Source organism: Mesorhizobium sp. Root157 (assembly GCF_001427385.1).
GTDB lineage: Bacteria > Pseudomonadota > Alphaproteobacteria > Rhizobiales > Rhizobiaceae > Mesorhizobium.
Genome location: NZ_LMGJ01000012.1, coordinates 97,529 through 119,736, shown reverse-complemented (window position 1 = coordinate 119,736; position 22,208 = coordinate 97,529). Strand labels below are relative to the sequence as shown.

Sequence of the window (22,208 nt, the reverse complement as noted above, 5' to 3'; positions counted from 1 at the left end):
ATGAGTCAAGCCGGTTACAAGTTAATCGATTTATCTTTTCGCCAGATCCATCGATTTTTCCGCGATGCAGCACGTATTTTTGCAGCGCAGCAGCAAATCCGGCTTTCAACCGCCGCCGCCGCCGCTTATGTTCGGAAGCTGAATATCCATGCGCGTCGGTTCTGATTTTAAAGCGCTTTGGATTGGTGGAGACAGGTTTGAACCTCAAGCAGCTGTCGCAGATGCTGGCGCTTTCGCAGACCACGGTGAGCCGCGCCCTGAACGGCTATCCGGAGGTCAACGAGGAAACGCGCCGGCGGGTGGTGGATGCCGCCAAGCGGCACGGCTATCGGCCCAATCCCAGCGCGCGGCGTCTCGCCACCGGCAAGACCGGCATGATCGGCTACGTTTTGCCGACCGGCACAAGCGTCGACATCGACCCGCATTTCGTCGAGTTCCTGTCAGGCCTCGGCGACTATGCGCGCGCGCATGAACTCGACCTGGTCCTGTCGCCCGCCGACGCCGACGATCAGGAGACCACCTATCGGCGCATCGTGGCAAACAGGCAGGTCGATGCCGTCTATATCTCGTCGCCGCGCCCGGCAGACCGGCGCATCGCCCTGCTCCATGGACTCGGCATTCCCTTCATCGTCCATGGCCGCAGCGACGGCCACGATTTCGATTATTCCTATATCGACATCGACAATGAAGGCGCCTTCCACGAAGCGACCCGGCTGCTGCTGCAACTCGGCCACCAGCGCACGGCGCTGATCAACGGCGACACTCGCGAAACCTTCGCCATCCATCGCGAGCAAGGGGTGCGGCGAGCGCTGGCCGGCAGTGGCCTGTCGCTCGACGGCCGCCACGTGCTGTCGATGGCGATGACCGAGGAGAACGGTTACCGGGCAGCGCGCCGGCTGCTCGAAGGTGCAGACGCGCCAACCGCGATCCTGTGTTCCAGCCTGATCATGGCGCTGGGCGTGGTGCGCGCTGCGCGCGACCTCAACGTCAGCATCCCTGGCGACGTATCGCTGATTGCCCATGACGATGTTTTCCCCTGGCTGAGACCGGAGAACTTTTCCGTGCCGCTGGCGACCACCCGTTCTTCGATCCGGGCTGCCGGCGCGCGGGTAGCGGAGCGGCTTGCCGCGCGCATTTCCGGACTGGAAAGTGAAATCCGCGGCGAGGTCTGGCCTGTCGATGTCGTCGTGCGCGGCTCTGTCGCCGGCGTGCCGCGCTGACCTTGCGGCCTGCCGCCGTTCGCAAACCGAAGCGCAACCTCAGCATCGTCATCCCGGAATTCTCATTCGAGCAAAGCGAGAAGGCCGTCCCTTCGCCCCTTGGGGGTGAGGAGAGGTGTGTTCGCCCGGAGCCATGGCGAAGGGCCGGGCGATGGCCGAGCGCACCAGCAGTCGGATGAGGGGTATTTAGCTGCTGTGAAGCCGTGGAGCGCGGCGGTCAATCGTGGATCAAACCAACCCCTTCACCTCGCCAACCCGTTGATCCCGCTCGCTTCGAGCAGAAGCCGACGGCATTCTTTTCCACATCCCTCGCCAGCCCCTGCATACTCCGCCCCATCGCTCTTGCGGGAACCGGCTGCGCACCGGGCAACGGTTAGAGCGGCGGTGACCTCCCCCCACTGGTTCGGCGCCAGTGGACCCGAGGGCATCCGACAGGCCGGCGTCTTGCGGCGGGCTTTCCGGTCGACGGGATGACAGCCACCGGACGGGCGGCCGCAAGGTCGCATTACTTACCAAACGAGCGTCCGAACGGCCGCCCGTCTTCCCGACCTCTCAATCGAGGTCAGTTCTTTGACAATGGCCAGGGCCGAAAAGGCAGCGTGGCGATGAATAATTGTACTCCACCACCTTCGTCATCCTGGGGCGGAGCAGGCCAAAGGCCGTCGCGCAGACCCTGGGATCCATGCCGTGACGAAGCGGCAGCGCGATACGGTGCAGAACATCCCTCGTTCTGAACCCCCCTGTGCCTCCCGGCCCTCACGGCATGGATCCTCGGGTCGTGCCTTTCGCTACGCTCAGGCTTGCCCGAGGATGACGAAAGGAAAAAAGCGGTGTGTCCCTTATCGCTCCCCAAGCGGCACGAAAAGCGTCCCCGCCAGAGACGAGCGCAGCGAGCGGGCTTAAGAGCAATTCCAGGAAAAGTGGGAATCGGTTTTCCGTTTGGAATTGCGAAACCAGGGAACCGGCGGGGCAAAGACCACCAGACGGCAAATGCCGGGCGTGGCGATGAAAAGACTCACCCTTTGCCGACGCGAGAAGAGATTCCTAGTGGTCAATCATGCAGCCACTGGCATCAGGCATGCTTCCTTCACTTCAACGGCGCCGGCGCGATTTCCGCACTGAGCGTTTTGACCCCTAACCCACGAGCCAGGGCCTCCGAATTGGCGGCTGCTTTCGACAAGGCAAGGGCGCGCGCCTTCGAGATAAGCAGCCCTTGGGCCAGCGGGCTTGGGCGGGTGAGCATCCGTGAAAAAAACGGCGTGCGGCTGGAGCGCGCCCGCGCAAAGCGTGCAGCCATGGTGGCCTTGGCCATATGGCCGGTTGCACCGTCCACCCAGCCGTCGAGCAACCGCGCGCCCGGCTGGACAAACAGCAGCCACTCGCCCTTGGCTTGGTGGATTGCCGTGGCAAGTCCTATTCCGGGCAGCCAGACGCAGCCGGCATGATCCGCAACCTTGTGGGTCTGGTCGGTCGAGCCATGGTCGCAGACGATGACGTCGCGAACCACGCCTTCGACGGCACCGCCGATCAGCGAGGCCAGCGTGCGAGCCAGGCCTTCCTCATCGTTCCTCGTCTCGATCAACACGCTCAGCATCCAGTCGGAATAGCCGAAAGGATTCCGTTCCGCCAGTTCCCGACTTTCCCGGTTATCTCGCCTTTTAAACAAAGTTCTTGCTTTGTTCTCATTTGTCGAATAGGAATAATTTCATGAGAACAGCGATTCGACAGCCTGCCAAAGCCCCATGGGAGAAGGCCAAGATGGAACAGATCATGCGGGCGGACATTGTAGCCTTTGGGGCCGGACGGGCAGAGATGGCCAATGCAATGATTGAACAAAGCGGCATGCGCGTGCGGCCCGACCGCAATCGCGGACGCTCGGCCGGCATCAACCCGTCGGGCCGCTTCGAGCCGATCAGCCGCCATGTCTTCGACGACGGCTGGGATTCGCTGGAAGATCTGCCGCCGTTCAAGACCGAAGTGCAGGTGGAACGGCCGCGCACCATCATTACCCGCAACGAGTCGCCGGACATTTCCTTTGACCGCTCGATCAATCCTTATCGCGGCTGCGAACATGGCTGCGTCTACTGCTTTGCCCGGCCCAGCCACGCCTATATGGGCCTGTCGCCGGGGTTGGATTTCGAATCGAAGCTGTTTGCCAAGCCGGACGCCGCGCGCCTGCTCGACAAGGAATTGTCGAAGGACGGCTACACACCGCGTACCATCGCCATCGGCACCAACACCGACCCCTACCAGCCGATCGAGAAGCAGTACCGCATCATGCGCGAAATCCTCGAAGTGCTGGAAGCGCGCGGCCATCCGGTCGGCATCGTGACCAAGTCGGCACTGGTGACGCGCGACATCGACATTTTGACCCGCATGGCCGAGCGCGGACTGGCCAAGGTGGCGCTGTCGGTCACGACGCTGGACCGCATGCTGGCCAGGACCATGGAGCCCCGCGCCTCGACGCCGACCAAGCGGCTGGAAGCGATCCGGCAATTGTCGGATGCAGGCATCCCGGCATCGGTAATGGTGGCGCCGATCATTCCGGGCCTCACCGACCAGGAGATGGAACGCATCCTCGATTCGGCACGCGCAGCCGGTGCGCGCGAGGCCGGCTATGTCGTGTTGCGCCTGCCGCTCGAAGTCAGCCCGATCTTCAAGGACTGGCTGTTGCGCCACTATCCCGACCGTTACCGTCATGTGATGTCGCTGGTGCGCTCGATGCGCGACGGCAAGGACTACGATTCGGAATGGGGCAAGCGCATGAAGGGCGCCGGACCCTATGCCTGGCAGATCGGGCGGCGCTTCGAGATCGCCGCCAAGCGGCTCGGCCTCAACACCGAGCGGCGCACGTTGCGCACGGATCAGTTCGTCGCCGCCGCCAAGCAGAACGAGCAGCTTATGCTGTTGTGACAATTGGAAGGCAGTTCAATCTTTCTGAAATCCCGTCCGGCCCGTCCCCGCCGACGGTGTCCTTCCCGCCCGCTCCCCACCGGCCGGAAGGGCCTTGCGGAGAATCGGGGCCAATGCGAACTTCGCCGCACCATGGTTCGCGCACGCCCCGATTCTCCGCTCCTCTTCGAAATTGTCGAACGCCCCGACTTTTCCTTCGAGACTTCGGCAAAAGCCGAAGGGCTGTGGCCTGTTGCCGGAATGGACGAGGCCGGACGCGGCCCGCTCGCGGGACCGGTCGTGGCGGCGGCGGTGGTCCTTGATCCGACCAACATCCCCGATGGCCTCGACGATTCCAAACGGCTCAGCCATGCGCAACGCGAACCAATATTCGAGGCTATCCTGAACTCGGCGCTCGGCGTTGCGATGGCTTCGGTCTGCGCCGAAGGCATCGACGCCAGCGACATCCGCAAGGCCAGCCTCGAAGCCATGCGGCGGGCGCTGTGCGGGCTTCCTGTGCGGCCCAGGCTTGCCCTTGCCGATGGCCGCGACGTGCCGCCCGGCCTGCCTTGCCTCGGACGGGCGCTGGTCAAGGGCGACCAGCGTTCGCAGTCTATCGCCGCCGCATCGATCGTCGCCAAGGTGATGCGCGACCGCATGATGTCCGACTGCGGCAGGCGCCACGCCCACTACGGCTTCGAAATCCATATGGGCTACGCTACCTTGCGCCATCGCACCGCTATCAAGGCGTATGGCCCCCTGAAACGCCTGCATCGCGTCTCATTTGCACCTTTCAGGCTGGAAATGGCGGAAGTCGACGAAAGCCAAAGCACATAAGCGCCTGCGCGATCTACCCCATTTTGCCAGTAAAAAGCCGCCAGGTTTCCCAGGCGGCTCGGCAATCCGGATGGCGATATGTGGCAGCTCAGTTGAGCTTGGCCTTCACTTCCTGCATGGAAGCCTTGAACATATCCGTGTTCGCCTTGGCGTCCACCCGGCCGGCCAGAACCTTGCGGGCGGCTTCGACAGCCAGATCGACAGCACTGGCGCGCACTTCGTTGATCGCCTCGCGCTCGGCCTGGCCGATCTTCTGCTCGGCAAGCACGGTGCGGCGGGCAACGTAATCCTCGGTCTTCTTGTGAGCCTCTTCGGCAAGCACTGCGGCTTCGCGCTTGGCGGCCTCGACGATGTCGGCGGCCTCCTGCTCGGCAGCCTTGCGCTTTTTCTGGTACTCTGCCAGCAACGACTGCGCTTCTTCACGCAGCTTGCGGGCCTCGTCCAGCTCGGCACGAATCTTGTCGGCGCGCTGGTCGAGTGACTTTGTCACCATGGCAGGCACCTTCACGTAGATGCAGATGCCGATGAAGATCACGAGAGCGACTGTCGCCCATACGGTTGCGAGAGATGTTGCGTCCATTGCCCTGCCCTCAACCGGCGATCGATTTCACAGCCGCCGCAACGCCTGCCTTGTCGGCCTTGCCGACCAGTTGCTCGACGATTGCCGTGGCGGTGGATTCGGCGATGGCGCCGACATCCTTCATGGCGCTGGACTTGATCGAAGTGATGCGCACCTCGGCCTCGGCCAGCTTCTTTTCGAGATTTGCCTCGACCTTCTTGCGGGCGGTCTCTGCCTCTGCCTTGGCGGCATCGCGCGCCTGCTGGCCGATGGCGTTGGCGCCGGCCTTGGCCTCGGCCAATTCCTGTTCGTAGGCGGCGACGGCCGCGTCCGCCTCGTCCTTCAACTTGGCTGCCTGATCCAGATCCTGGGTGATCCGGCTGGAACGCGTATCGAGGATGTCGGCAAGGCGCGGCATCACGACCCGCTTCAGGAACAGGTAGAACAGACCGAAGGTGATGGCCAGCCAGAGGATTTGCGACGAGAAGGTCGCAGGATCGAAGGGCGGAAACGTGCCCTCATGCGCCGCATCGTGCGGGACTTCCGTCCCGGCCTGCGCGCCGCTTGTGGCATGCGCGTCACCGCCTTCGACGGCTGGCGCGGTTTCTTGCCCGTAGGCTGGTGTCACGAACATTTCTCGTCCCCGTCATTCGGGCCGACCGCACCTTCGCGGACGGCCCCACGTTCAACGGCAGATCAGCCGAACAGCGCCAACAGTGCGATGAGCAGCGAGAAGATGCCCAAGGCTTCCGTCACGGCGAAGCCGAAAATCAGGCGGCCGAACTGGCCGTCGGCAGCGGAGGGATTGCGCAGCGCGCCAGCGAGGTAGCTGCCGAAGATGTTGCCCAGGCCAATGCCCGCGCCACCCATGCCCAGGCACGCAATACCAGCGCCGATGTACTTTGCTGCTTCAGCTTCCATTTGTTCAACTCCTTGTAGGATCTCAGTTTGGGTTCGTCGACGCAGACCGTCTGCGAGCGATTCTCTTAGTGCCCCGGATGCAGGGCGTCATTCAGGTACATGCAGGTGAGGATGGCGAAGACATAGGCTTGAAGTGCCGCGACCAGCAATTCGAGCGCCGTCAATGCCACCGCCATGATCAGCGGCAGTATGGCGCCGGCGATGCCGACAGCGCCAAGCGCGCTCAGCGAAACGACGAAGCCCGCGAAAACCTTGAGCGTGATGTGGCCGGCCAGCATGTTGGCGAACAGACGGACGGAGAGGCTGACCGGACGCGACAGGAAGGAAACCACTTCGATGGCCACGACCAGCGGCATCAGCACGAGCGGCACACCACTCGGCACGAACAGCTTGAAGAAGCCGAAGCCGTGCTTGGCAAGACCGTAGAACACCACGATGCCGATGACCAGGATCGACAAGGCGAAGGTGACGATGATGTGGCTGGTGACTGTGAAGAAGTAGGGGAACAGGCCAAGCAGGTTGGCGGTCAGAACGAACATGAACAGGGAGAACACGAACGGGAAGAACCGCATACCCTGCGAGCCGGCCGAATCCTTCAGCATCGAGCCGACGAATTCATAGGTCATCTCGGCCGAAGACTGCCAACGCGACGGGATCAGATGACGGCCGGACGTAGCGAGATACAGGAACAGGGAAGCCACGACCACGGTAGCGACCATGAACAGCGACGAATTGGTAAAGGACAGATCATAGCCGCCGATCTCGATCGGGACGATCTTGCTAATATGGAACTGGTGGATCGGATCGACCTTGTCAGCAGTTGCCACTTTCAGTCCTCACATGGCCGCGCGCGGCCTTCTTGAAATATCCATCGCGCCAAAGACGCGTCTCAATCATGCTTCGGGTCAGCCCCGCGCTTGCCCTCTCCGAATCCAGCGATCAGGCCGGCCGAACGCAGGACATTGAGCACGCCAGCGGCGAAACCCAGGAGCAGAAACACGATCAGGCCCCAAGGAGAGGTTCCGGCAAGCCGATCGATCATCCAGCCTATGCCAACCCCCACCGCCACCCCGGCGATAAACTCGCTGGACAACTTGAAGGCCTGACCGTAACCGATCGCACCGCCCGCTTTCGCGTTATCTTCCCCCTTAAGCGTTTCCGGCTGTCTTGCTGCAAGAGATGCTTCAAGCTCACGCCGACGTTGCTCAAGTTCGTCGTCGCGGATGTCGCCTTTGCGATCGTTGCCTGGGCCAGTCTCTCCGGTTCCGTCTGGCCTTTTCATGTTGGCCATCGCAACCTCCTTGCCCGGCCAGAACGTCGCCGTCGGTCCGCATCCAATTGCGGCGCAACATAGTTAGAGGGTTCGCCGCCGTCAAGCCACGGTACGGCTTTCAAATCCCAGTATTTGGTACTGTAAAATCAATCGGTTAGACAAGTGCGACATCGTGCCCGGCGATGGCCGGAACGTCAATCGGCAGAATCCGGCCGCGAACTTGGAAAATGCGGGGCCAAGCCAAGAACGAGTGCGAGCAATGTCAACTCCATCCCCCGCCATAGGTGCGATAGAAGATATGCAGGCCGATCTTGGTCATCTTGTGCATGGCGCGCGCCCAGCCCGGATTGACGTAGCTGGCGTAGTAGTGGGTGGACGAGCCGACCTCCGGCAGAAATATCTTTCCGGCGGTCACCGCCATGGCGATATCCTTGGCGGTCTTGTAGCGCGAAGGCTCGGTGACGCGATCCTTATGGCCGTCACAGGCGAACGAGAACTGGCAGCGGTTGAACCAGTTGTCGTTCTGGTAGACGACGCCGCAGATCGAACTCGGATAGGTTGGGTTGCGGACCCGGTTAAGAACGACCTGCGCGACCGCCGCCTGGCCGCGCAAAGATTCGCTGCGCGCCTCAAAATAGATGGCATTGGCAAGGCAGACTTGTTCAGGCTTGGAGAAGACGGCGGCGGGAAGCGGGTTCTGCAACCACGAATGGTCGCCCTTGCCCATAGGCGGGATGAAGCGACCGTTGTCCGGCTTCTCCTCCTGCAGCAAGGCCTCGAACGGTGAGGCCTTGGCATAGTCGGGCTCGGCCGGGGCATAGGCGGTGGCGAGGATGTCGGGCTTGTCGTTATTGATCAGCTTGGCCAGCATCGGCGACACGCCGGGCTGCGGCTTCTTCTCTTCTCGCGCATGGAAGGCCGCGGCAATCTCGATTTCCTTGCCCTTGATCCTCGGCTTGGCGAAGGCAAGCTTCAGTCCGCTATCCATGCTTGGACGCAACAGAGAACTGGTGCGCTCGAAGATCGAACCGGCGTTGAAATTCTTCGGCGGCGCGACCGGCGCGATCTCGACAAGGCGGCTGCCCTTGCCGCTGCGCACGATGCGGTCCTCGTCCGGTGTTTCACCGACCGCTCCGCTCTTTCTGCGGAATGAAACCGTCCCCACCCCGGGCAATTCGACGCCAGCGCCGGAAATGGAGCCGGAAACTGCAGACGATGCCGCAAACGGCATTTCGGCCGCCTGGGTGGAACCGGCCACGGACTTCTCGATATAAGAATTCCAGCGCGCATTGGCCTCAAGGCCTGAAACCAGGCTGGTCATGTCCTGAAAAGCGGTGACGGTAGGAAAGCCTACCCAGATGCCAAGGCCCACCACGAGCGGAGAGAAAATTGAACGATGCTTGCCACCGGCGGCGGCCGCCGGCCGCTTCCAACCACGTCGATGCACGGGGAACTCTCCAGAACGCTACTTCAAACCCACTGGCATCGAAAATGGTGCATTAACCTTGATGCCGGGTTAACAGGCGTGATGTTTCGCAAAGGCATAGCCGAAGCGCGGACTGACAGGCCGGCGCGAATCGGCTTTGAGTACCGGCAGCCATCGCTCGACCACGAGGACAGTCAATTGACCATCACCATGTACGGCATCCCCAATTGCGACACGATCAAGAAGGCGCGTGTGTGGCTGGAAGGCCATGGCATCGACTATGCCTTCCATGACTATCGCGCCCAGGGACTGGAAGCCGAACGGCTTGAAGGATGGATCGGCAAGGTCGGCTGGGAGGTGCTGCTCAACAAGGCCAGCACCACCTTTCGTGCGCTGGCCGACGAGGAGAAACATGGCCTGACCCAGCAGAGGGCCAAGGCGCTGATGCTGAAGCACCCGACGATGATCAAGCGGCCAGTGCTCGATCTCGGCGAGCAGTTGCTGGTCGGCTTCAAGCCAGTTGTCTATGCGCAGGAACTATCCGGGCGATAAGCCCGGCGGCCTGAAACCTACTTCAGATATTCAGCCAGCGCGACGGCATTGTTGTGCTTCTCGTCATGAGCGCCGAAAAGCAGGGTCACCTTGCCTTTGGCAAGCAGGCCGCGCAGTTCCTGCACTACATCGCCCTTGTCCTTCAATTCCTCGCGGTAGCGCTTCTGGAATTCCGCCCAAAGTTCGGGGTCGTGGCCGAACCATTTGCGTAACTCGTCGCTCGGCGCGATGTCCTTCAGCCACAGGGCAAGCCCGGCATCCTCTTTCTTGACCCCGCGCGGCCACAGCCGATCGACCAACACACGCTGCCCGTCGCTGTCGTCGATCGGTTCGTAGACGCGCTTGATCGCGATTGCATAGCTCGACATGGTATCGCCCTTTCTAGGCCCACTCGCCCTGGCGCATTACCGGCACGGTGCGACCGTCGGCATGTACGCCGTCGATGTCGATCTGGCCGGACCCGATCATCCAGTCGATGTGGATGAGGCTCTTGTTGCCGCCGCGCGAGGCGATCTCTTCCGGCGTCAGCCTGGCGCCATCGACAAAACATTTCGAGTAGCACTGGCCGAGCGCGATGTGGCAGGCGGCGTTCTCGTCGAACAGCGTATTGAAGAACAACAGCCCGCTTTTCGAGATTGGCGAGGAATGCGGCACCAGCGCCACTTCGCCCAGACGGCGCGAACCTTCGTCGGTGTCGAGCACCTTGTTCAGCACGTCCGCACCCTTCGACGCCTTGGCCTCCACGATACGGCCCGCCTCGAAGCGCACGGAGATATCGTCGATCAGCGTGCCTTGGTAGGACAGCGGCTTGGTCGAGGAAACGTGACCCGACACGCGCAAGGCATGCGGTGTCGTGAAAACTTCCTCGGTCGGGATGTTGGGATTGCAGGTGATGCCGTTCTTGGCAGTCGAGGCGCCGCCCATCCATTCATGCCCGTCGGCCAGCCCGACGGTGAGATCGGTTCCCGGACCGGTGAAGTGCAGTGCATGAAAGCGATGGCCGTTCAGCCAATCGGTGCGCGCCTTCAAGACCGTATTGTGCAGTTTCCATGCACCGACCGGATCGTCGCCATCGACCCTGCTGGCGGCAAAGATGGCGTCGGCGAGCTTTGCCACCGCCGTCTCGACACCCTCCCCTGGAAATACCTGCTTGGCCCACGCGGTTTCCGGATAAGCGACAATGTTCCAGTTGATGTCGAAGCCGGTGATCTTCTCCAGCGCCGGTTGATAGGCCATCGAATTGGCCTTGTTGGCGCGCGCCACCTTGGCGGCATCCTGTCCGGACAACAAAGATGGATCGTCGCCGCGCACCGCCAGCCGTGCCGCATTGTTGGAAAACGCCTTGGCCATGCCCTCGTAGAGCCAGCCGGCGGCGTGGTCGAACCCTGCGGAAGCGCCGTGGCGGAAGCGCGCCAGGGTGATTTCGTCGTCATTGAAAATAGGCGTCACCAGCCCGGCGCCGGCTTTGTAGGCATGCTCGACAATCCTGCGCGTCAACGGCAGGGCGGCAATCGAAGAGGTCAAAACCAGATCCTGCCCCGGCTGCAATTGCAGCCCGACCTTGATCGCAACTTCTGCAAGCCTGTCGAGCTTCACCGGATCGATGGACGCAGAGACGTCGCGCGCGGAGGTGGTCAAAGGGACATGTGCGGTCATTTGGGAAAGCCTGCGGTTATTATGGATACCAAGCCTGTTACATAGACCCGCCCCGTTGCCCTTTCCACCCTTATGAGTTGGTTCAGCGGATCTCCCGACCAAGTGTAGATGAAGACCGGGAGCCGTGGATAAATCAAAGCTGGACCAACTGAAGTCACATTGTCTCTGCCGCATGCGCAAATATTGTGCGCGGCCATGGAACAGTCAAAATCGTCGCCGTTGCGTTTTGCCGTCGCAGGCATGATCTCCCTTGCCGTGGCCATGGGCATCGGCCGCTTTGTCTACACGCCCATCCTGCCAGGCATGATGGAGGAACTCGGGCTTTCGGCCTCGAATGCCGGCCTGATCGCCTCGGCCAATTATCTCGGCTATCTGGTCGGCGCGCTGGTGGCGGCGGGCGGCTGGGCCCACGGGCGCGAGCGCCTGCTGGTGTTCGGTTCGCTTGCCGCCAGCACGGCGCTGGTGGCGCTGATGGGGGCTGTCGACACGATGGCGCCGTTTCTTCTCATCCGCTTCCTTGCCGGTGTCGCCAGCGCTTTCGTCATGGTCTTCATGACCAGCATCGTCTTCAGCCATCTGGCCACTTCCGGGCGGAACGGTTTCGAGGCCCTGCATTTCGGAGGTGTCGGCTTCGGCATCGCCGTATCGTCTGCGCTGATGGCGGCCATGGTCAGCACCCATGCCGGCTGGACGGCCGGCTGGTACTGGTCGGGAGCGCTCTCTCTAGCGGGGTTCGCGCTTGTTGCCCTGCTCGCAAACGAAGGCCCGGCGGCGAGCGCCAATTCCAAACGCGAACCCAAGCTGCCGCGCAACGCCTCGCTCAACAAGATCATCCTGTCCTATGGCCTGTTCGGCTTCGGCTACGTGATCACCGCAACCTTCCTCGTCGCCATCGTGCGCCAAAGCGGCGAAAGCCGCGCCTTCGAGGCGATGGTCTGGCTGGTAACAGGGTGCATGGCCGCGCCATCGCTGTTCGTGTGGCAACGGGTTGCACGCCGCAGCAGCGTCTATGCCGCCTATGCGGTCGCCTGCCTGGTAGAAGCCGTCGGGGTGGCGGCCAGCGTCGCGGTGACGGGGCGCATCGGACCGCTGGCCGGCGGCATCCTGCTCGGCGCAACCTTCATGGCGCCGACGGCGCTTGGCATACAGGCGGCGCGCCAACTGGCGCCATTGGCGACGCGTCGGGTGTTCGCCATCATGACGGCGGCATTCGGCGTCGGCCAGATCATCGGGCCGATCGTTGCCGGCGTGCTTGCCGAATGGTCGGGAAGTTTCTTCGTCCCCTCCATGCTGGCTGCCGCCGTCCTTGTGCTTTCCGCCGCCGCAGCATGGTCGGCCGCGCCAAAATCGCCATGATTTTGATCTTGCTGGGGCGAGGCGCGGGCATTTTATTTAACCTGGAAATGTGACCTTATGCCCGCCTGCCGGTAGTCCGGCCGATTTTGCGCGCGCAATAAGGAAGCCACCTCCGTGTTCGTATCCTTCTTTCCCAAGCCGAAACTGTTCTTTACGTCGGCTGTCTTGTGGAGCCTTGTCGGCGTCCTGTTCTGGTTTTTTGGCGGCGAGCAACTCGGCGCGACATTCGGGCTGCCGCCGGCCGCGGCGGGCGCGCCACCGGTCCTTGGCATTCCCATCTTCTGGACCAGGCCGTTCTTGTGGTTCTACCTCTATTTCGGCTTCATGGTCGGCGCGTTCTACCTGTTCTGGCGCACTTACGATAACCATCCATGGCAGAACTGGTCGATCCTGGGCTCATCGCTGATCCTGTTTTCGACCTACCTGTCCGTGCAGATCTATGTGGCGCTGAACAACTGGCGCGGGCCGTTCTTCGATCTGTTCCAGAAGGCGCTCACTACGCCCGGTTCAGTGAGTGCCGGCGAACTCTATTCGATGTTTTCGATCTATGCCTGGATCGGCGCCTGCGGCATGGCGCTGTTCGTCGCCACCCGTTTCTTCGTCAGCCACTACATCTTCCGTTGGCGCACCGCGATGAACGACTTCTACATGGCGAACTGGGAAAGACTGCGCCACATCGAGGGCGCCTCGCAGCGCGTTCAGGAAGACACGATGCGCTTTTCCACCACCATGGAGGGGCTGGGCGTGGCACTGATCGATTCGGCGATGACGCTGATCGCCTTCCTGCCGCTTCTGGCGCAGCTTTCCTCGCATGTGAAGCTTCTGCCGCTGGTCGGCGAAATCCCCTATTCGCTGGTGGTGGCGGCGGTGGCATGGTCCATCTTCGGAACGCTTATCCTGATGGTCGCCGGCATCAAGCTGCCGGGGCTGGAGTTCAAGAACCAGCGTGTCGAGGCCGCCTATCGCAAGGAACTGGTCTATGGCGAAGACGACGAGGCACGGGCGCAGCCACCGACGGTCAAGGAATTGTTTTCCCATGTTCGCCGCAACTATTTCACGCTCTATTTCCACTACGCCTACTTCAACGTCGTGCGCTCGGGCTTCATCCAGGCCGATGCGATCTTCTCAAGCGTGATCCTCATTCCAACCATTGCGGCAGGCACCATCACCCTTGGCATCTGGCAACAGATTTCGACCGCCTTCGGGCAGGTGTCGTCATCCTTCCAGTACCTGGTCAGCGCCTGGCCGACGATCGTCGAGCTTTTGTCGATCTACAAGCGCCTGCACGCTTTCGAGGCAACGCTTGACGGCGAGCCGCTGCAGGATATCGACCAGCGTTTCATCGAGGCTGGCGGCGTCGAGGAACATGCCTGACCAATGGCTGCATGACGGGCTCTTCCCTCTCGCGCTCGCTGCGCTCGTCGCTGGCGGGGACGATTCCTTGCCCCTTCCCCTTGGCGACAGAAGGGAAGCGCGCGCCTCTCGACTTCGTCATCCTCGGGCAAGCCTGAGCCCAGCGAAAGGCGCGACCCGAAGATCCATGCCGTGAGGGACCACTGAGGAGCAGAACGGGGGCCTTGTGCACCGTATCGCACTGCCGCTTCGTCACGGCATGGATCCCAGGGTCTGCGCGACGGCCTTCGGCCTGCTCCGCCCTAGGATGACGAAGGAGGAGTACAATTATTCATTGCCACGCTGCCTTTTCGACCCTGGCCATTGTCAAAGAACTGGCCTCCGCTTCTGGAGCACAAGGTCGGGAAGACGGGCGGCCGTTCGGACGCTCGTTTAGCAAGTAACGCGACCTCGCGGCCGTCCGTCCGGCGTTTGAAGATTCCCCTCACAGGCTCTCCTTGAAGATGCCGCTGCAAGGTGAGGGCAACGCTCGGCAGGCCTAGCGCGTCCCCTTTCAACGCTGCACGGACCACAACCGGATCCCTCGTGGGGGAGCAGCCAAACCTCCCCGGAACAAGGCCACGTCAGCCTGCCTCCGGGGCGCCGGCCTCTTCCCACCCAATCACCGTCATGATCGGTGTTCCCGGCGGAAGAAGCTGGGGGCATTATGCGAGAGGCGGCAAAGGGTGTGGATGACTGTTTTTGCCAAAGCGAGCGAGATCAATAGGTTGGCCCAAGAACGACGGAGGTTCGATCCACGTCCGGCACTCATTTTACCTCCCCGCCGGGAAGCCGGGACAGCCAATACCCATATGATGACGGAGCCGGTGCGGCGAATTTCCGGGATCGCCCCTTCCATGCCGGCGAATTTCCGCTAAAACGCGGGCTGATCTGCCGCCCGGCGGCGCAAAAACGGTTTGAGTGATGGCCGACGACGAAACATTTATCCGCGAAGTCAACGAAGAGATCCGCAAGGAACAGGCCAAGGCGCTGTGGGACCGCTACGGCCCCATCCTGATCGGCCTCGCTCTTCTCGTGGTGCTCGCGACCTCCGGCTATGTCGGCTACCGTTATTGGGACGAGAGCCGCGCCAACACGTCCGGCGACGCCTATTCGCAAGCTCTGCGCCTCGCCAACGAAGGCAAGGAGGCCGATGCGCTGGCCGCTCTCGCCGACATCGAGAAGACCGGCTACGGCGCCTACCCCGTGCTCGCCCGCATGCGCTCGGCCACCGTCAAGGCCGACAAGGGCGACATTGCAACGGCGGTTTCCGAACTGGACGCCGTTGCCGCCGACGGCTCGATCCCGCAAAGCCTGCGCGACATGGCGCGGCTGAGGGCCGCGCTGCTTCTGGTCGACAACGGCTCCTACGCCGATGTTTCAAGCCGCGTCGAAGCGCTGGCGGCGGACGGCAATGCGCTGCGCCACTCCGCGCGCGAGGCGCTTGGCCTCTCGGCATGGAAGGCAGGCAAGGCGACCGATGCGCTCAAGCTGTTCGACCAGATCGTGGCCGACCAGGCCGCGCCGCAAAACCTGCGCCAGCGTGCCACCTTGATGTCCGAGCTGATCCGCGGTTCGGGCGGCGCGTCGTAACGCATGACGTTCAAAGTCGCCATCATCGGCAGGCCTAACGTCGGCAAGTCGACGCTTTTCAACCGCCTTGTCGGCCGCAAGCTGGCGCTGGTCGACGACACGCCGGGGGTGACCCGCGACCGCCGAGTCCACGCCGCCAAGCTCTACGACATCACCTTCGACGTGATCGACACGGCCGGCTTCGAGGATGCTCCGGCCGCCAGCTTGCCGGGGCGCATGCGCGCCCAGACCGAAATCGCCATTACCGAAGCCGATCTCATCTTCTTCCTCATCGACGCCAAGGCCGGCCTGATGCCGGACGACCGCACCTTTGCCGAAGTGGTGCGCAAATCCGGCAAGCCGGTGGTTCTGGTGGCCAACAAGGCCGAGGCGCGCGGCGCCCAGGGCGGCATGCTGGAAGCTTGGGAACTGGGCATGGGCGAGCCGATCCCGGTCTCGGCCGAACACGGCCAGGGCATGCCCGACCTGCGCGACGCCGTCATCGAAGCGCTGGGCGAAGAGCGTGTGCTGGGCAAGGACGAAGACGACGAGGAGATCGCGGCCAGCGAAGTGCTGATCGGCGAGGATATCGCCGATCCCGATGCCGAAGAGGTGCCGGCCTATGACGAAACCAAGCCGCTGCGCATCGCCGTGGTCGGACGGCCGAATGCCGGCAAATCGACGCTGATCAACGCGCTGATCGGCGAGGAGCGGCTTTTGACCGGACCGGAAGCCGGCATCACCCGCGATTCGATTTCGGTCGACTGGGACTGGCGCGGGCGCCTGATAAAACTGTTCGACACCGCCGGCATGCGCCGCAAGGCCAAGGTGCAGGAGAAGCTGGAAAAGCTTTCGGTCGCCGACGGGTTGCGCGCCATACGCTTCGCGGAAATCGTCATCATCGTGCTCGACGCCACCATCCCGTTCGAGAAGCAGGACCTGCAGATCGCCGATCTCATCATTCGCGAAGGCCGGGCTCCGGTCATCGCCTTCAACAAATGGGACCTGATCGACAATCCACAGCAACTGCTGGCCGAATTACGGGAAAAGACGGAACGGCTGTTGCCGCAGGCGCGCGGCATCCAGGCGGTGACCGTCTCGGCCGAGACGGGACGTGGCCTCGACAAGCTGATGGATGCCGTCATCAAGACGCACAAGGTGTGGAACAGCCGCGTTTCCACCGGCAAGCTCAACCGCTGGCTGGAAGGCATATTGGCGCATCACCCGCCGCCCGCCGTCGCCGGACGCCGCCTCAAGGTGAAATATGTGACGCAGGCCAAGACGCGCCCGCCGGGTTTCGTGGTGTCGTGCTCGCGACCGGACGCCATGCCGCAATCTTATGTGCGCTATCTGGTCAACAATCTGCGCGACGCCTTCGACATTCCGGGCGTGCCTATCCGCATGGCGCTGCGCACATCGGACAATCCGTTCGCCGGCAGGGCGAAGAAGCGCTGAGCCTTTGAGCGGATCGATATCCGCTCAAAGCATTGGCTTGCGCAATTCCGGACGGAAAACCGGTTCCCACTTTTCCTGGAATTGCTTTATTCGCCGTAAGGCACCCAGATGTTCTTGACCTGCACGGCGCGCGACAGGAACTCCCTGCCCTCTCCCATGCGCGGGTCGAGCCAGTCGCGCTGCACGGTTTCGGCCCAGACCTGCTTGAGATTGCCGGCCGAGGCCTTTTCGATGCGGGCGGCGGCTTCCTTCGGGCCGAAATACCAGATGCCGTCGACCTCCTCGTGCCTGGCGAGTTCAAGGGCGAGCGAGTCGCGATCGCCGGTAACGATGTTGACGACACCGTCCGGCACATCCGAGGTTTCCAGCACCTGATAGAAATCGGTCGCCGCCAGCGCCAACCGCGACGAAGGCACGACCACGACACGATTGCCGGTGGCAATCGCCGGCGCGAAGGTGGAGACGAAGCCGAGCAGGCCGAAGTCTTCCGGGCAAGCGACGGCGACGATGCCGAGCGGCTCGTTCATGGCGAGTGCGACGCCGCGCAACGGCGGCTTGTGGACGGTGCCCTCGAACTTGTCGGCCCAGGCGCCATAGGAGAACAGGCGCGAGACGCTGGCCGCGACTTCCTTCGCCGCCTCCGGTTTGCGCTTGCCGGTCATGGCGGCGAGACGCTCGGTGAATTCGCCGGCGCGGGCATCGAGGTTCTCGGCGATGTAATAGAGGATCTGGGCGCGGTTGTGCTCGCTGGCCGTGCCCCAGGAGGTAGCCTTGCGCGCCGCTTCGACGGCGTTGCGGATATCCTTGCGGTTGCCTTCGCCGACCTCGCCAACCAGCGCGCCGGACGGCGACAGGATGGGGCGCGAATAACCGCCATCGGGGCGCGCCTGCCTGCCGCCGACATAGAGCTTGGCGGTGCGGTCGATGAAGGAGGCGGAGGTCGCCTCGCCGCTTGGCTGGGGTGCCGGCTGGGCTGCGATGGGCTTGGCCTTGGCCAGCCATTTCGGCTTGCAGTAGGCGGCAAGTCCTTCGCGGCCACCTTCGCGGCCGAAGCCGGATTCCTTGTAGCCGCCGAAGCCGACGCCGGCATCGAACATGTTGGTGCCGTTGACCCAGACCACGCCGCATTTCAGCTTCGGCGCGATGTCGAGCGCCAAGGACAGGGTCTCGCTCCAGACGGTGGCGGCGAGGCCGTATTCGGTGTTGTTGGCAAGCTCGACCGCTTCCGCAGGGGTGCGGAAGGTGGTGGCGACCATGACCGGGCCGAAAATCTCGACCCGCGAGACGGTGGAAGCGGGGTGCACGCCGGTGAGCAGCGTCGGCGGATAGAAGCAGCCGCTTGCCGGCATGGCGGCCTTGGGCTGATGAAGTTCGGCGCCTTCCTTGACGCCGGTTTCGACCAGCGCGCGGATGCGCTGCAACTGCACCGGATGGACGATGGCGCCGATGTCGATGGCCTTGTCGAGCGGATCGCCGACGCGCAGCGTTTCCATGCGGGCGGTGAGCTTGGAGACGAAGCGGTTGTGGATGCTTTCCTGCAGCAGGAGGCGGGAGCCGGCGCAGCAGACCTGGCCCTGGTTGAACCAGATGGCATCGACCACGCCCTCGACCGCCGCATCGAGATCGGCATCGTCGAAGACGATGAAGGGCGACTTGCCGCCGAGTTCCAGCGTCAAGCTCTTGCCCGAGCCGGCCGTCGCCTCGCGGATGATCCGGCCGACTTCGGTCGAGCCGGTGAAGGCGATCTTGGCGATGCCGGGGTGGTTGACGATGGCCTCGCCGGTGGCACCAGCGCCGGTGACGATATTGACGACGCCGTCCGGCAGGCCGGCCTTCTCACACATTTCGGCGAACAAAAGCGCGGTGAGCGAGGTGTATTCGGCAGGCTTCAGCACCACCGTATTGCCGAGCGCGATGGCAGGCGAGATCTTCCACGCCAGCATCAGCAGGGGAAAATTCCACGGGATGATCTGGCCGCAGACGCCGAGCGGCTGCTTGTCGGCCAACTCGGTGTCCATCAGCTGCGCCCAGCCGGCGTGATGATAGAAATGGCGGGCGACGAGCGGAATGTCGATGTCGCGCGTTTCGCGGATCGGCTTGCCGTTGTCGAGCGATTCGACCACGGCAAACAGGCGGCTGTGGCGCTGGATCAGGCGGGCAAGCGCATAGAGATAGCGCGCCCGCTGATGGCCCGACAGGGCAGCCCATGCCGGCTGCGCCTTGGCGGCTGCCTTGACGGCGGCATCGACATCGGCGGCATTGGCCTCGGCGATGCGGGTCAGCACCTCGCCGCTGGCCGGCGCTGTCGTCTCGAAGCTTTGGCCTGACTTGGCCTTCTTCCACTGGCCGCCGACGAACAGCCTGGTCTCGTCGCCCAGCCCCTTGATCCAGGCGCGCGCTTCCTTGTCGCTCTCGGGCGCCGGGCCGTATTCCATCGTGTCCAGTATCTCAGCAATCGACATTTTTTCTTCCCTCGGTCGCCCTGAGCACTACGACTCTTTGCTGGGCATGATCTGGTCCGACAACCGCTTCCCACTTTTCGCTGACGCGGTCCTTCGGTTCGGGGTCATGCCATTGCATGGTGGCTGAAGGCCGCGTAGCGGCCGGTCACATGATGTTCGAGTTGGCGCTCGATGTCGGCCAGCAGCGACGAGGCACCGAAGCGAAACAGGTTCGGCTGCAGCCAGTCGTTGCCAAGCTCTTCCTTGACCAGCGCCAGATAGGCGAGCGCATCCTTGGCGGTGGAGATGCCGCCGGCCGGCTTGTAGCCGACGACATGGCCGGTCATCTCGCGATAATCCCGGATGGCGCGCAGCATGGTCAACGTCACCGGCAGCGTGGCGTTGACGGCTTCCTTGCCGGTCGATGTCTTGATGAAGTCGGTGCCGGCCATCATCGCCACCCACGAGGCGCGAGCGACGTTGCGCAAGGTTTGCAGGTCGCCGGTGCCGAGGATGGTCTTCATGTGGGCTGTGCCACAGGCCTCCTTGCAGGCCCTGACCTCGTCGTAGAGCGCTTGCCAATTGCCGGTCAGCACATGTTCGCGGGTGATGACGATATCGATTTCTGAAGCACCGTCGGCCACGGAAGCCTCGATCTCCTTCAGCCGTGTGGGAAGCGGCGCAAGCCCTGCCGGAAAGCCGGTTGAAACGGCGGCGACCGGAATGCCGGAGCCGTGCAGCGCCTCGGCCGCGGTGGCGACGAAGCGATGATAGACGCAGACGGCGCCAGTGGTGATGGCGCGGTCGCCGAGGCCAAGCGCTTCCTTCAGGTCGGCGCGCAAAGGCTGGCGCGCCTTGGCACACAGGCGCTGCACACGCCCTGCGGTATCGTCGCCGTTCAAGGTGGTGAGGTCGATGCATTGCAGCGCGCGGACCAGCCACGCCGCCTGCCATTCCTTCTTGACCGTACGGCGGCCGGCCAGCGAGGCCGTGCGGCGCTCGGCGGCCGACAGGTTGACGCGCACGCTGTCAATCGGGTCGAGCGAAAGCGGCACCGCCGGATTGTAGGGGTGCGGCTGGTTGGCGAAGGCTGACGGCGCCATGCCAGCGTCCCCCCGCTTTTCGATGTTCATTTGCAACTCCAATACGCGCGCGGCCCTGCCCCGCTCTTTCCTTGGAGCATGGTCTTGTCCGAAAACCGCGACACACTTTTCGGGACCATGCTCTACTCGCCGTAACCGATGATGCCCTTGACCTCGAGGAAATCATGGATCGCCCAATCGGCATATTCGCGCCCGTTGCCCGACTGCTTGTAGCCGCCGAACGGTGCGAAGGTGTCCCAGTCGGGATAGTTGAGGTTGACCTGCCCGGCGCGCAGGCGCGAGGCCACGGCGCGGGCGTGCTTGATGTCCTTCGACTGGACGTAGGCAGCGAGGCCGTAGACCGTGTCGTTGGCGATCCTCACCGCGTCGTCGTCGTCCTCGTAGGAGATGACCGACAGCACCGGGCCAAAGATTTCTTCCTTTTCGACGGTCATGCCCGGTTTGACATGGCCGAAGACGGTCGGGCGCACATAGTAGCCGCGATTGAGATGTTCGGGCCGGCCGGGACCGCCGGTCACCAGCGTCGCGCCTTCCTTGATGCCGGCCTCGATGAGCCGCTGGATCTTGTCGTACTGCAACTGGCTGACCACCGGCCCAAGCTGGGTGTCCTCGGCGCGGGGATCGCCGACCTTGTGGGCTTCGGCCGCATCCCTGGCGACGGCCAGCGCCTCGTCGTGGCGAGCGGCCGGCACCAGCATACGGGTCGGCGCATCGCAGGACTGGCCGCTGTTGCCGAAGCAGCCCTCGACACCCTTTTTCACCGCCTGTTCGAAATCGGCATCGGCAAGGATGATGTTGGCCGACTTGCCGCCCAGTTCCTGCGCCACGCGCTTGACCGTGTCGGCCGCCGTCTTGGCGACGATGATGCCGGCCCGGGTGGAGCCGGTGAAGGAAACCATGTCGACGTCGGGATGGCCAGCCATGACCTGGCCGACATCGGGGCCGGTGCCGTTGACCATGTTGTAGACGCCGTTCGGGGTTCCGGCGGCGTCCACGATCTCGGAAAAGACGATGCCGCTGATCGGCGCGATCTCGGAGGGCTTCAACACGACCGTGCAACCGGCGGCAATAGCGGGAGCGACCTTGCAGACGATCTGGTTGAGCGGCCAGTTCCACGGCGTGATCAGCGCGCAGACCCCGATCGGCTCCTTCACCACCAGGGTGGCGCCGCGCTTTTCACTGAACTCGTAGTCCTCGAGCGCCTTTATTGTCGCTTCCATATGGGCGCGGCCGGCCCATGCCTGCGCCTCGCGCGCCCAGGTGATCGGCGCGCCCATTTCCTGGCTGACCGCCTGGGCAATATCCTCGTAGCGCTCGTTGTAGATTTCGAGGATGCGGTTGAGCAGTTTCAGCCGGTCCGATCTGGTGGTCCGCGAAAAAGCCGGGAACGCCGCCTTCGCCGCCGTCACCGCCTTGTCGACATCGGCCTTCGAGCCCACTGAAATCTTCGTATAGGCCTCCTCGGTGGACGGATCGATCACGTCCAGCGTGGCAGGGTTGACCGGCGCCACCCATTTGCCGTCGATGAAGAAATTCAAGTGGTTGTTCATCCG

At 63.1% G+C, this 22,208-nt stretch carries 21 protein-coding genes; 9 read left to right on the top strand and 12 right to left on the bottom strand.

The genetic code is table 11. The features are described from left to right. The gene (locus ASD64_RS20965) at nucleotides 1–165 is read left to right on the top strand and encodes a hypothetical protein (RefSeq protein WP_156460079.1); all 165 of its coding nucleotides are present in this window, start codon (nucleotides 1–3) and stop codon (nucleotides 163–165) included. A 32-nt stretch (nucleotides 166–197) separates the two neighbouring features. Continuing rightward, nucleotides 198–1,220: a substrate-binding domain-containing protein gene (locus ASD64_RS08595; protein WP_056103696.1), complete on the top strand. Its 1,023-nt coding sequence runs from the start codon at nucleotides 198–200 to the stop codon at nucleotides 1,218–1,220. A 1,087-nt stretch (nucleotides 1,221–2,307) separates the two neighbouring features. On the opposite strand, the gene ASD64_RS08590 is transcribed toward ASD64_RS08595, so the two are convergent. Continuing rightward, a complete protein-coding gene (locus ASD64_RS08590) occupies nucleotides 2,308–2,814 on the bottom strand; it encodes a glycosyl transferase family 2 (RefSeq protein WP_056103694.1) in 507 nt (168 codons plus the stop codon). A 164-nt stretch (nucleotides 2,815–2,978) separates the two neighbouring features. Between ASD64_RS08590 and ASD64_RS08585 the strand changes: the two genes are divergently transcribed. Both ASD64_RS08585 and ASD64_RS08580 read left to right on the top strand, forming a co-directional pair. After that, a complete protein-coding gene (locus tag ASD64_RS08585) occupies nucleotides 2,979–4,133 on the top strand; it encodes a PA0069 family radical SAM protein (RefSeq protein ID WP_056103691.1) in 1,155 nt (384 codons plus the stop codon). 132 nt (nucleotides 4,134–4,265) lie between these two features. Next, a complete protein-coding gene (locus ASD64_RS08580) occupies nucleotides 4,266–4,949 on the top strand; it encodes a ribonuclease HII (protein WP_056103688.1) in 684 nt (227 codons plus the stop codon). Nucleotides 4,950–5,037: 88 nt separating this feature from the next. Here ASD64_RS08580 and ASD64_RS08575 read toward each other — a convergent pair whose 3' ends face one another. The 6 genes from ASD64_RS08575 to ASD64_RS08550 form a co-directional block, all read right to left on the bottom strand. Then, nucleotides 5,038–5,529 carry a F0F1 ATP synthase subunit B gene (locus ASD64_RS08575; protein ID WP_056103685.1) on the bottom strand — a complete coding sequence of 164 codons (492 nt, stop codon included), beginning with the start codon at nucleotides 5,527–5,529 and terminating at the stop codon, nucleotides 5,038–5,040. A gap of 10 nt (nucleotides 5,530–5,539) precedes the next feature. After that, nucleotides 5,540–6,142 carry a F0F1 ATP synthase subunit B gene (locus tag ASD64_RS08570; protein WP_056103682.1) on the bottom strand — a complete coding sequence of 201 codons (603 nt, stop codon included), beginning with the start codon at nucleotides 6,140–6,142 and terminating at the stop codon, nucleotides 5,540–5,542. A gap of 62 nt (nucleotides 6,143–6,204) precedes the next feature. After that, nucleotides 6,205–6,429: a F0F1 ATP synthase subunit C gene (locus ASD64_RS08565; RefSeq protein ID WP_056103679.1), complete on the bottom strand. Its 225-nt coding sequence runs from the start codon at nucleotides 6,427–6,429 to the stop codon at nucleotides 6,205–6,207. Between the two features lie 65 nt (nucleotides 6,430–6,494). Next, nucleotides 6,495–7,256, bottom strand: a complete 762-nt coding sequence (locus tag ASD64_RS08560; protein WP_056103676.1) for a F0F1 ATP synthase subunit A — start codon at nucleotides 7,254–7,256, stop codon at nucleotides 6,495–6,497. 62 nt (nucleotides 7,257–7,318) lie between these two features. Beyond that, the gene (locus ASD64_RS08555; protein WP_056103673.1) at nucleotides 7,319–7,720 is read right to left on the bottom strand and encodes an AtpZ/AtpI family protein; all 402 of its coding nucleotides are present in this window, start codon (nucleotides 7,718–7,720) and stop codon (nucleotides 7,319–7,321) included. Between the two features lie 244 nt (nucleotides 7,721–7,964). Next, nucleotides 7,965–9,149, bottom strand: a complete 1,185-nt coding sequence (locus ASD64_RS08550) for a cell wall hydrolase (protein ID WP_056103670.1) — start codon at nucleotides 9,147–9,149, stop codon at nucleotides 7,965–7,967. A 177-nt stretch (nucleotides 9,150–9,326) separates the two neighbouring features. On the opposite strand from ASD64_RS08550, the gene ASD64_RS08545 reads away from it, so the two are divergent. Next, nucleotides 9,327–9,680 (top strand): ArsC family reductase, encoded by a 354-nt coding sequence (locus ASD64_RS08545; protein ID WP_056104946.1) that lies wholly within the window; start codon nucleotides 9,327–9,329, stop codon nucleotides 9,678–9,680. A gap of 17 nt (nucleotides 9,681–9,697) precedes the next feature. Here the strand turns inward: ASD64_RS08545 and ASD64_RS08540 are convergent, their stop codons facing one another. Both ASD64_RS08540 and ASD64_RS08535 read right to left on the bottom strand, forming a co-directional pair. After that, nucleotides 9,698–10,048 carry a DUF488 domain-containing protein gene (locus tag ASD64_RS08540; RefSeq protein ID WP_056103667.1) on the bottom strand — a complete coding sequence of 117 codons (351 nt, stop codon included), beginning with the start codon at nucleotides 10,046–10,048 and terminating at the stop codon, nucleotides 9,698–9,700. A 13-nt stretch (nucleotides 10,049–10,061) separates the two neighbouring features. Then, on the bottom strand, nucleotides 10,062–11,336 hold the full coding sequence (locus ASD64_RS08535) for an aminopeptidase (RefSeq protein ID WP_056103664.1): 1,275 nt from the start codon (nucleotides 11,334–11,336) through the stop codon (nucleotides 10,062–10,064). Nucleotides 11,337–11,531: 195 nt separating this feature from the next. Between ASD64_RS08535 and ASD64_RS08530 the strand changes: the two genes are divergently transcribed. The 4 genes from ASD64_RS08530 (at nucleotide 11,532) to der (ending at nucleotide 17,111) form a co-directional block, all read left to right on the top strand. Then, the gene (locus ASD64_RS08530; RefSeq protein ID WP_156460078.1) at nucleotides 11,532–12,692 is read left to right on the top strand and encodes a YbfB/YjiJ family MFS transporter; all 1,161 of its coding nucleotides are present in this window, start codon (nucleotides 11,532–11,534) and stop codon (nucleotides 12,690–12,692) included. Between the two features lie 114 nt (nucleotides 12,693–12,806). Then, entirely contained in the window at nucleotides 12,807–14,066 is a 1,260-nt protein-coding gene (gene sbmA, locus ASD64_RS08525) for a peptide antibiotic transporter SbmA (RefSeq protein WP_056103661.1), read from the top strand. Between the two features lie 942 nt (nucleotides 14,067–15,008). After that, nucleotides 15,009–15,677 carry a tetratricopeptide repeat protein gene (locus ASD64_RS08520; RefSeq protein WP_056103658.1) on the top strand — a complete coding sequence of 223 codons (669 nt, stop codon included), beginning with the start codon at nucleotides 15,009–15,011 and terminating at the stop codon, nucleotides 15,675–15,677. A gap of 3 nt (nucleotides 15,678–15,680) precedes the next feature. Continuing rightward, nucleotides 15,681–17,111: a ribosome biogenesis GTPase Der gene (der, locus tag ASD64_RS08515; RefSeq protein WP_056103656.1), complete on the top strand. Its 1,431-nt coding sequence runs from the start codon at nucleotides 15,681–15,683 to the stop codon at nucleotides 17,109–17,111. Nucleotides 17,112–17,197: 86 nt separating this feature from the next. Here the strand turns inward: der and ASD64_RS08510 are convergent, their stop codons facing one another. The 3 genes from ASD64_RS08510 to ASD64_RS08500 form a co-directional block, all read right to left on the bottom strand. Continuing rightward, complete coding sequence (locus ASD64_RS08510) at nucleotides 17,198–19,573, bottom strand: aldehyde dehydrogenase family protein (RefSeq protein ID WP_056103653.1); 2,376 nt, start codon at nucleotides 19,571–19,573, stop codon at nucleotides 17,198–17,200. A 104-nt stretch (nucleotides 19,574–19,677) separates the two neighbouring features. After that, nucleotides 19,678–20,655, bottom strand: coding sequence for a deoxyribose-phosphate aldolase (gene deoC / locus ASD64_RS08505; protein WP_200957824.1), 978 nt, complete (start codon nucleotides 20,653–20,655; stop codon nucleotides 19,678–19,680). 122 nt (nucleotides 20,656–20,777) lie between these two features. Continuing rightward, the gene (locus ASD64_RS08500; protein WP_056104941.1) at nucleotides 20,778–22,205 is read right to left on the bottom strand and encodes an aldehyde dehydrogenase family protein; all 1,428 of its coding nucleotides are present in this window, start codon (nucleotides 22,203–22,205) and stop codon (nucleotides 20,778–20,780) included. Nucleotides 22,206–22,208: the final 3 nt, after the last annotated feature.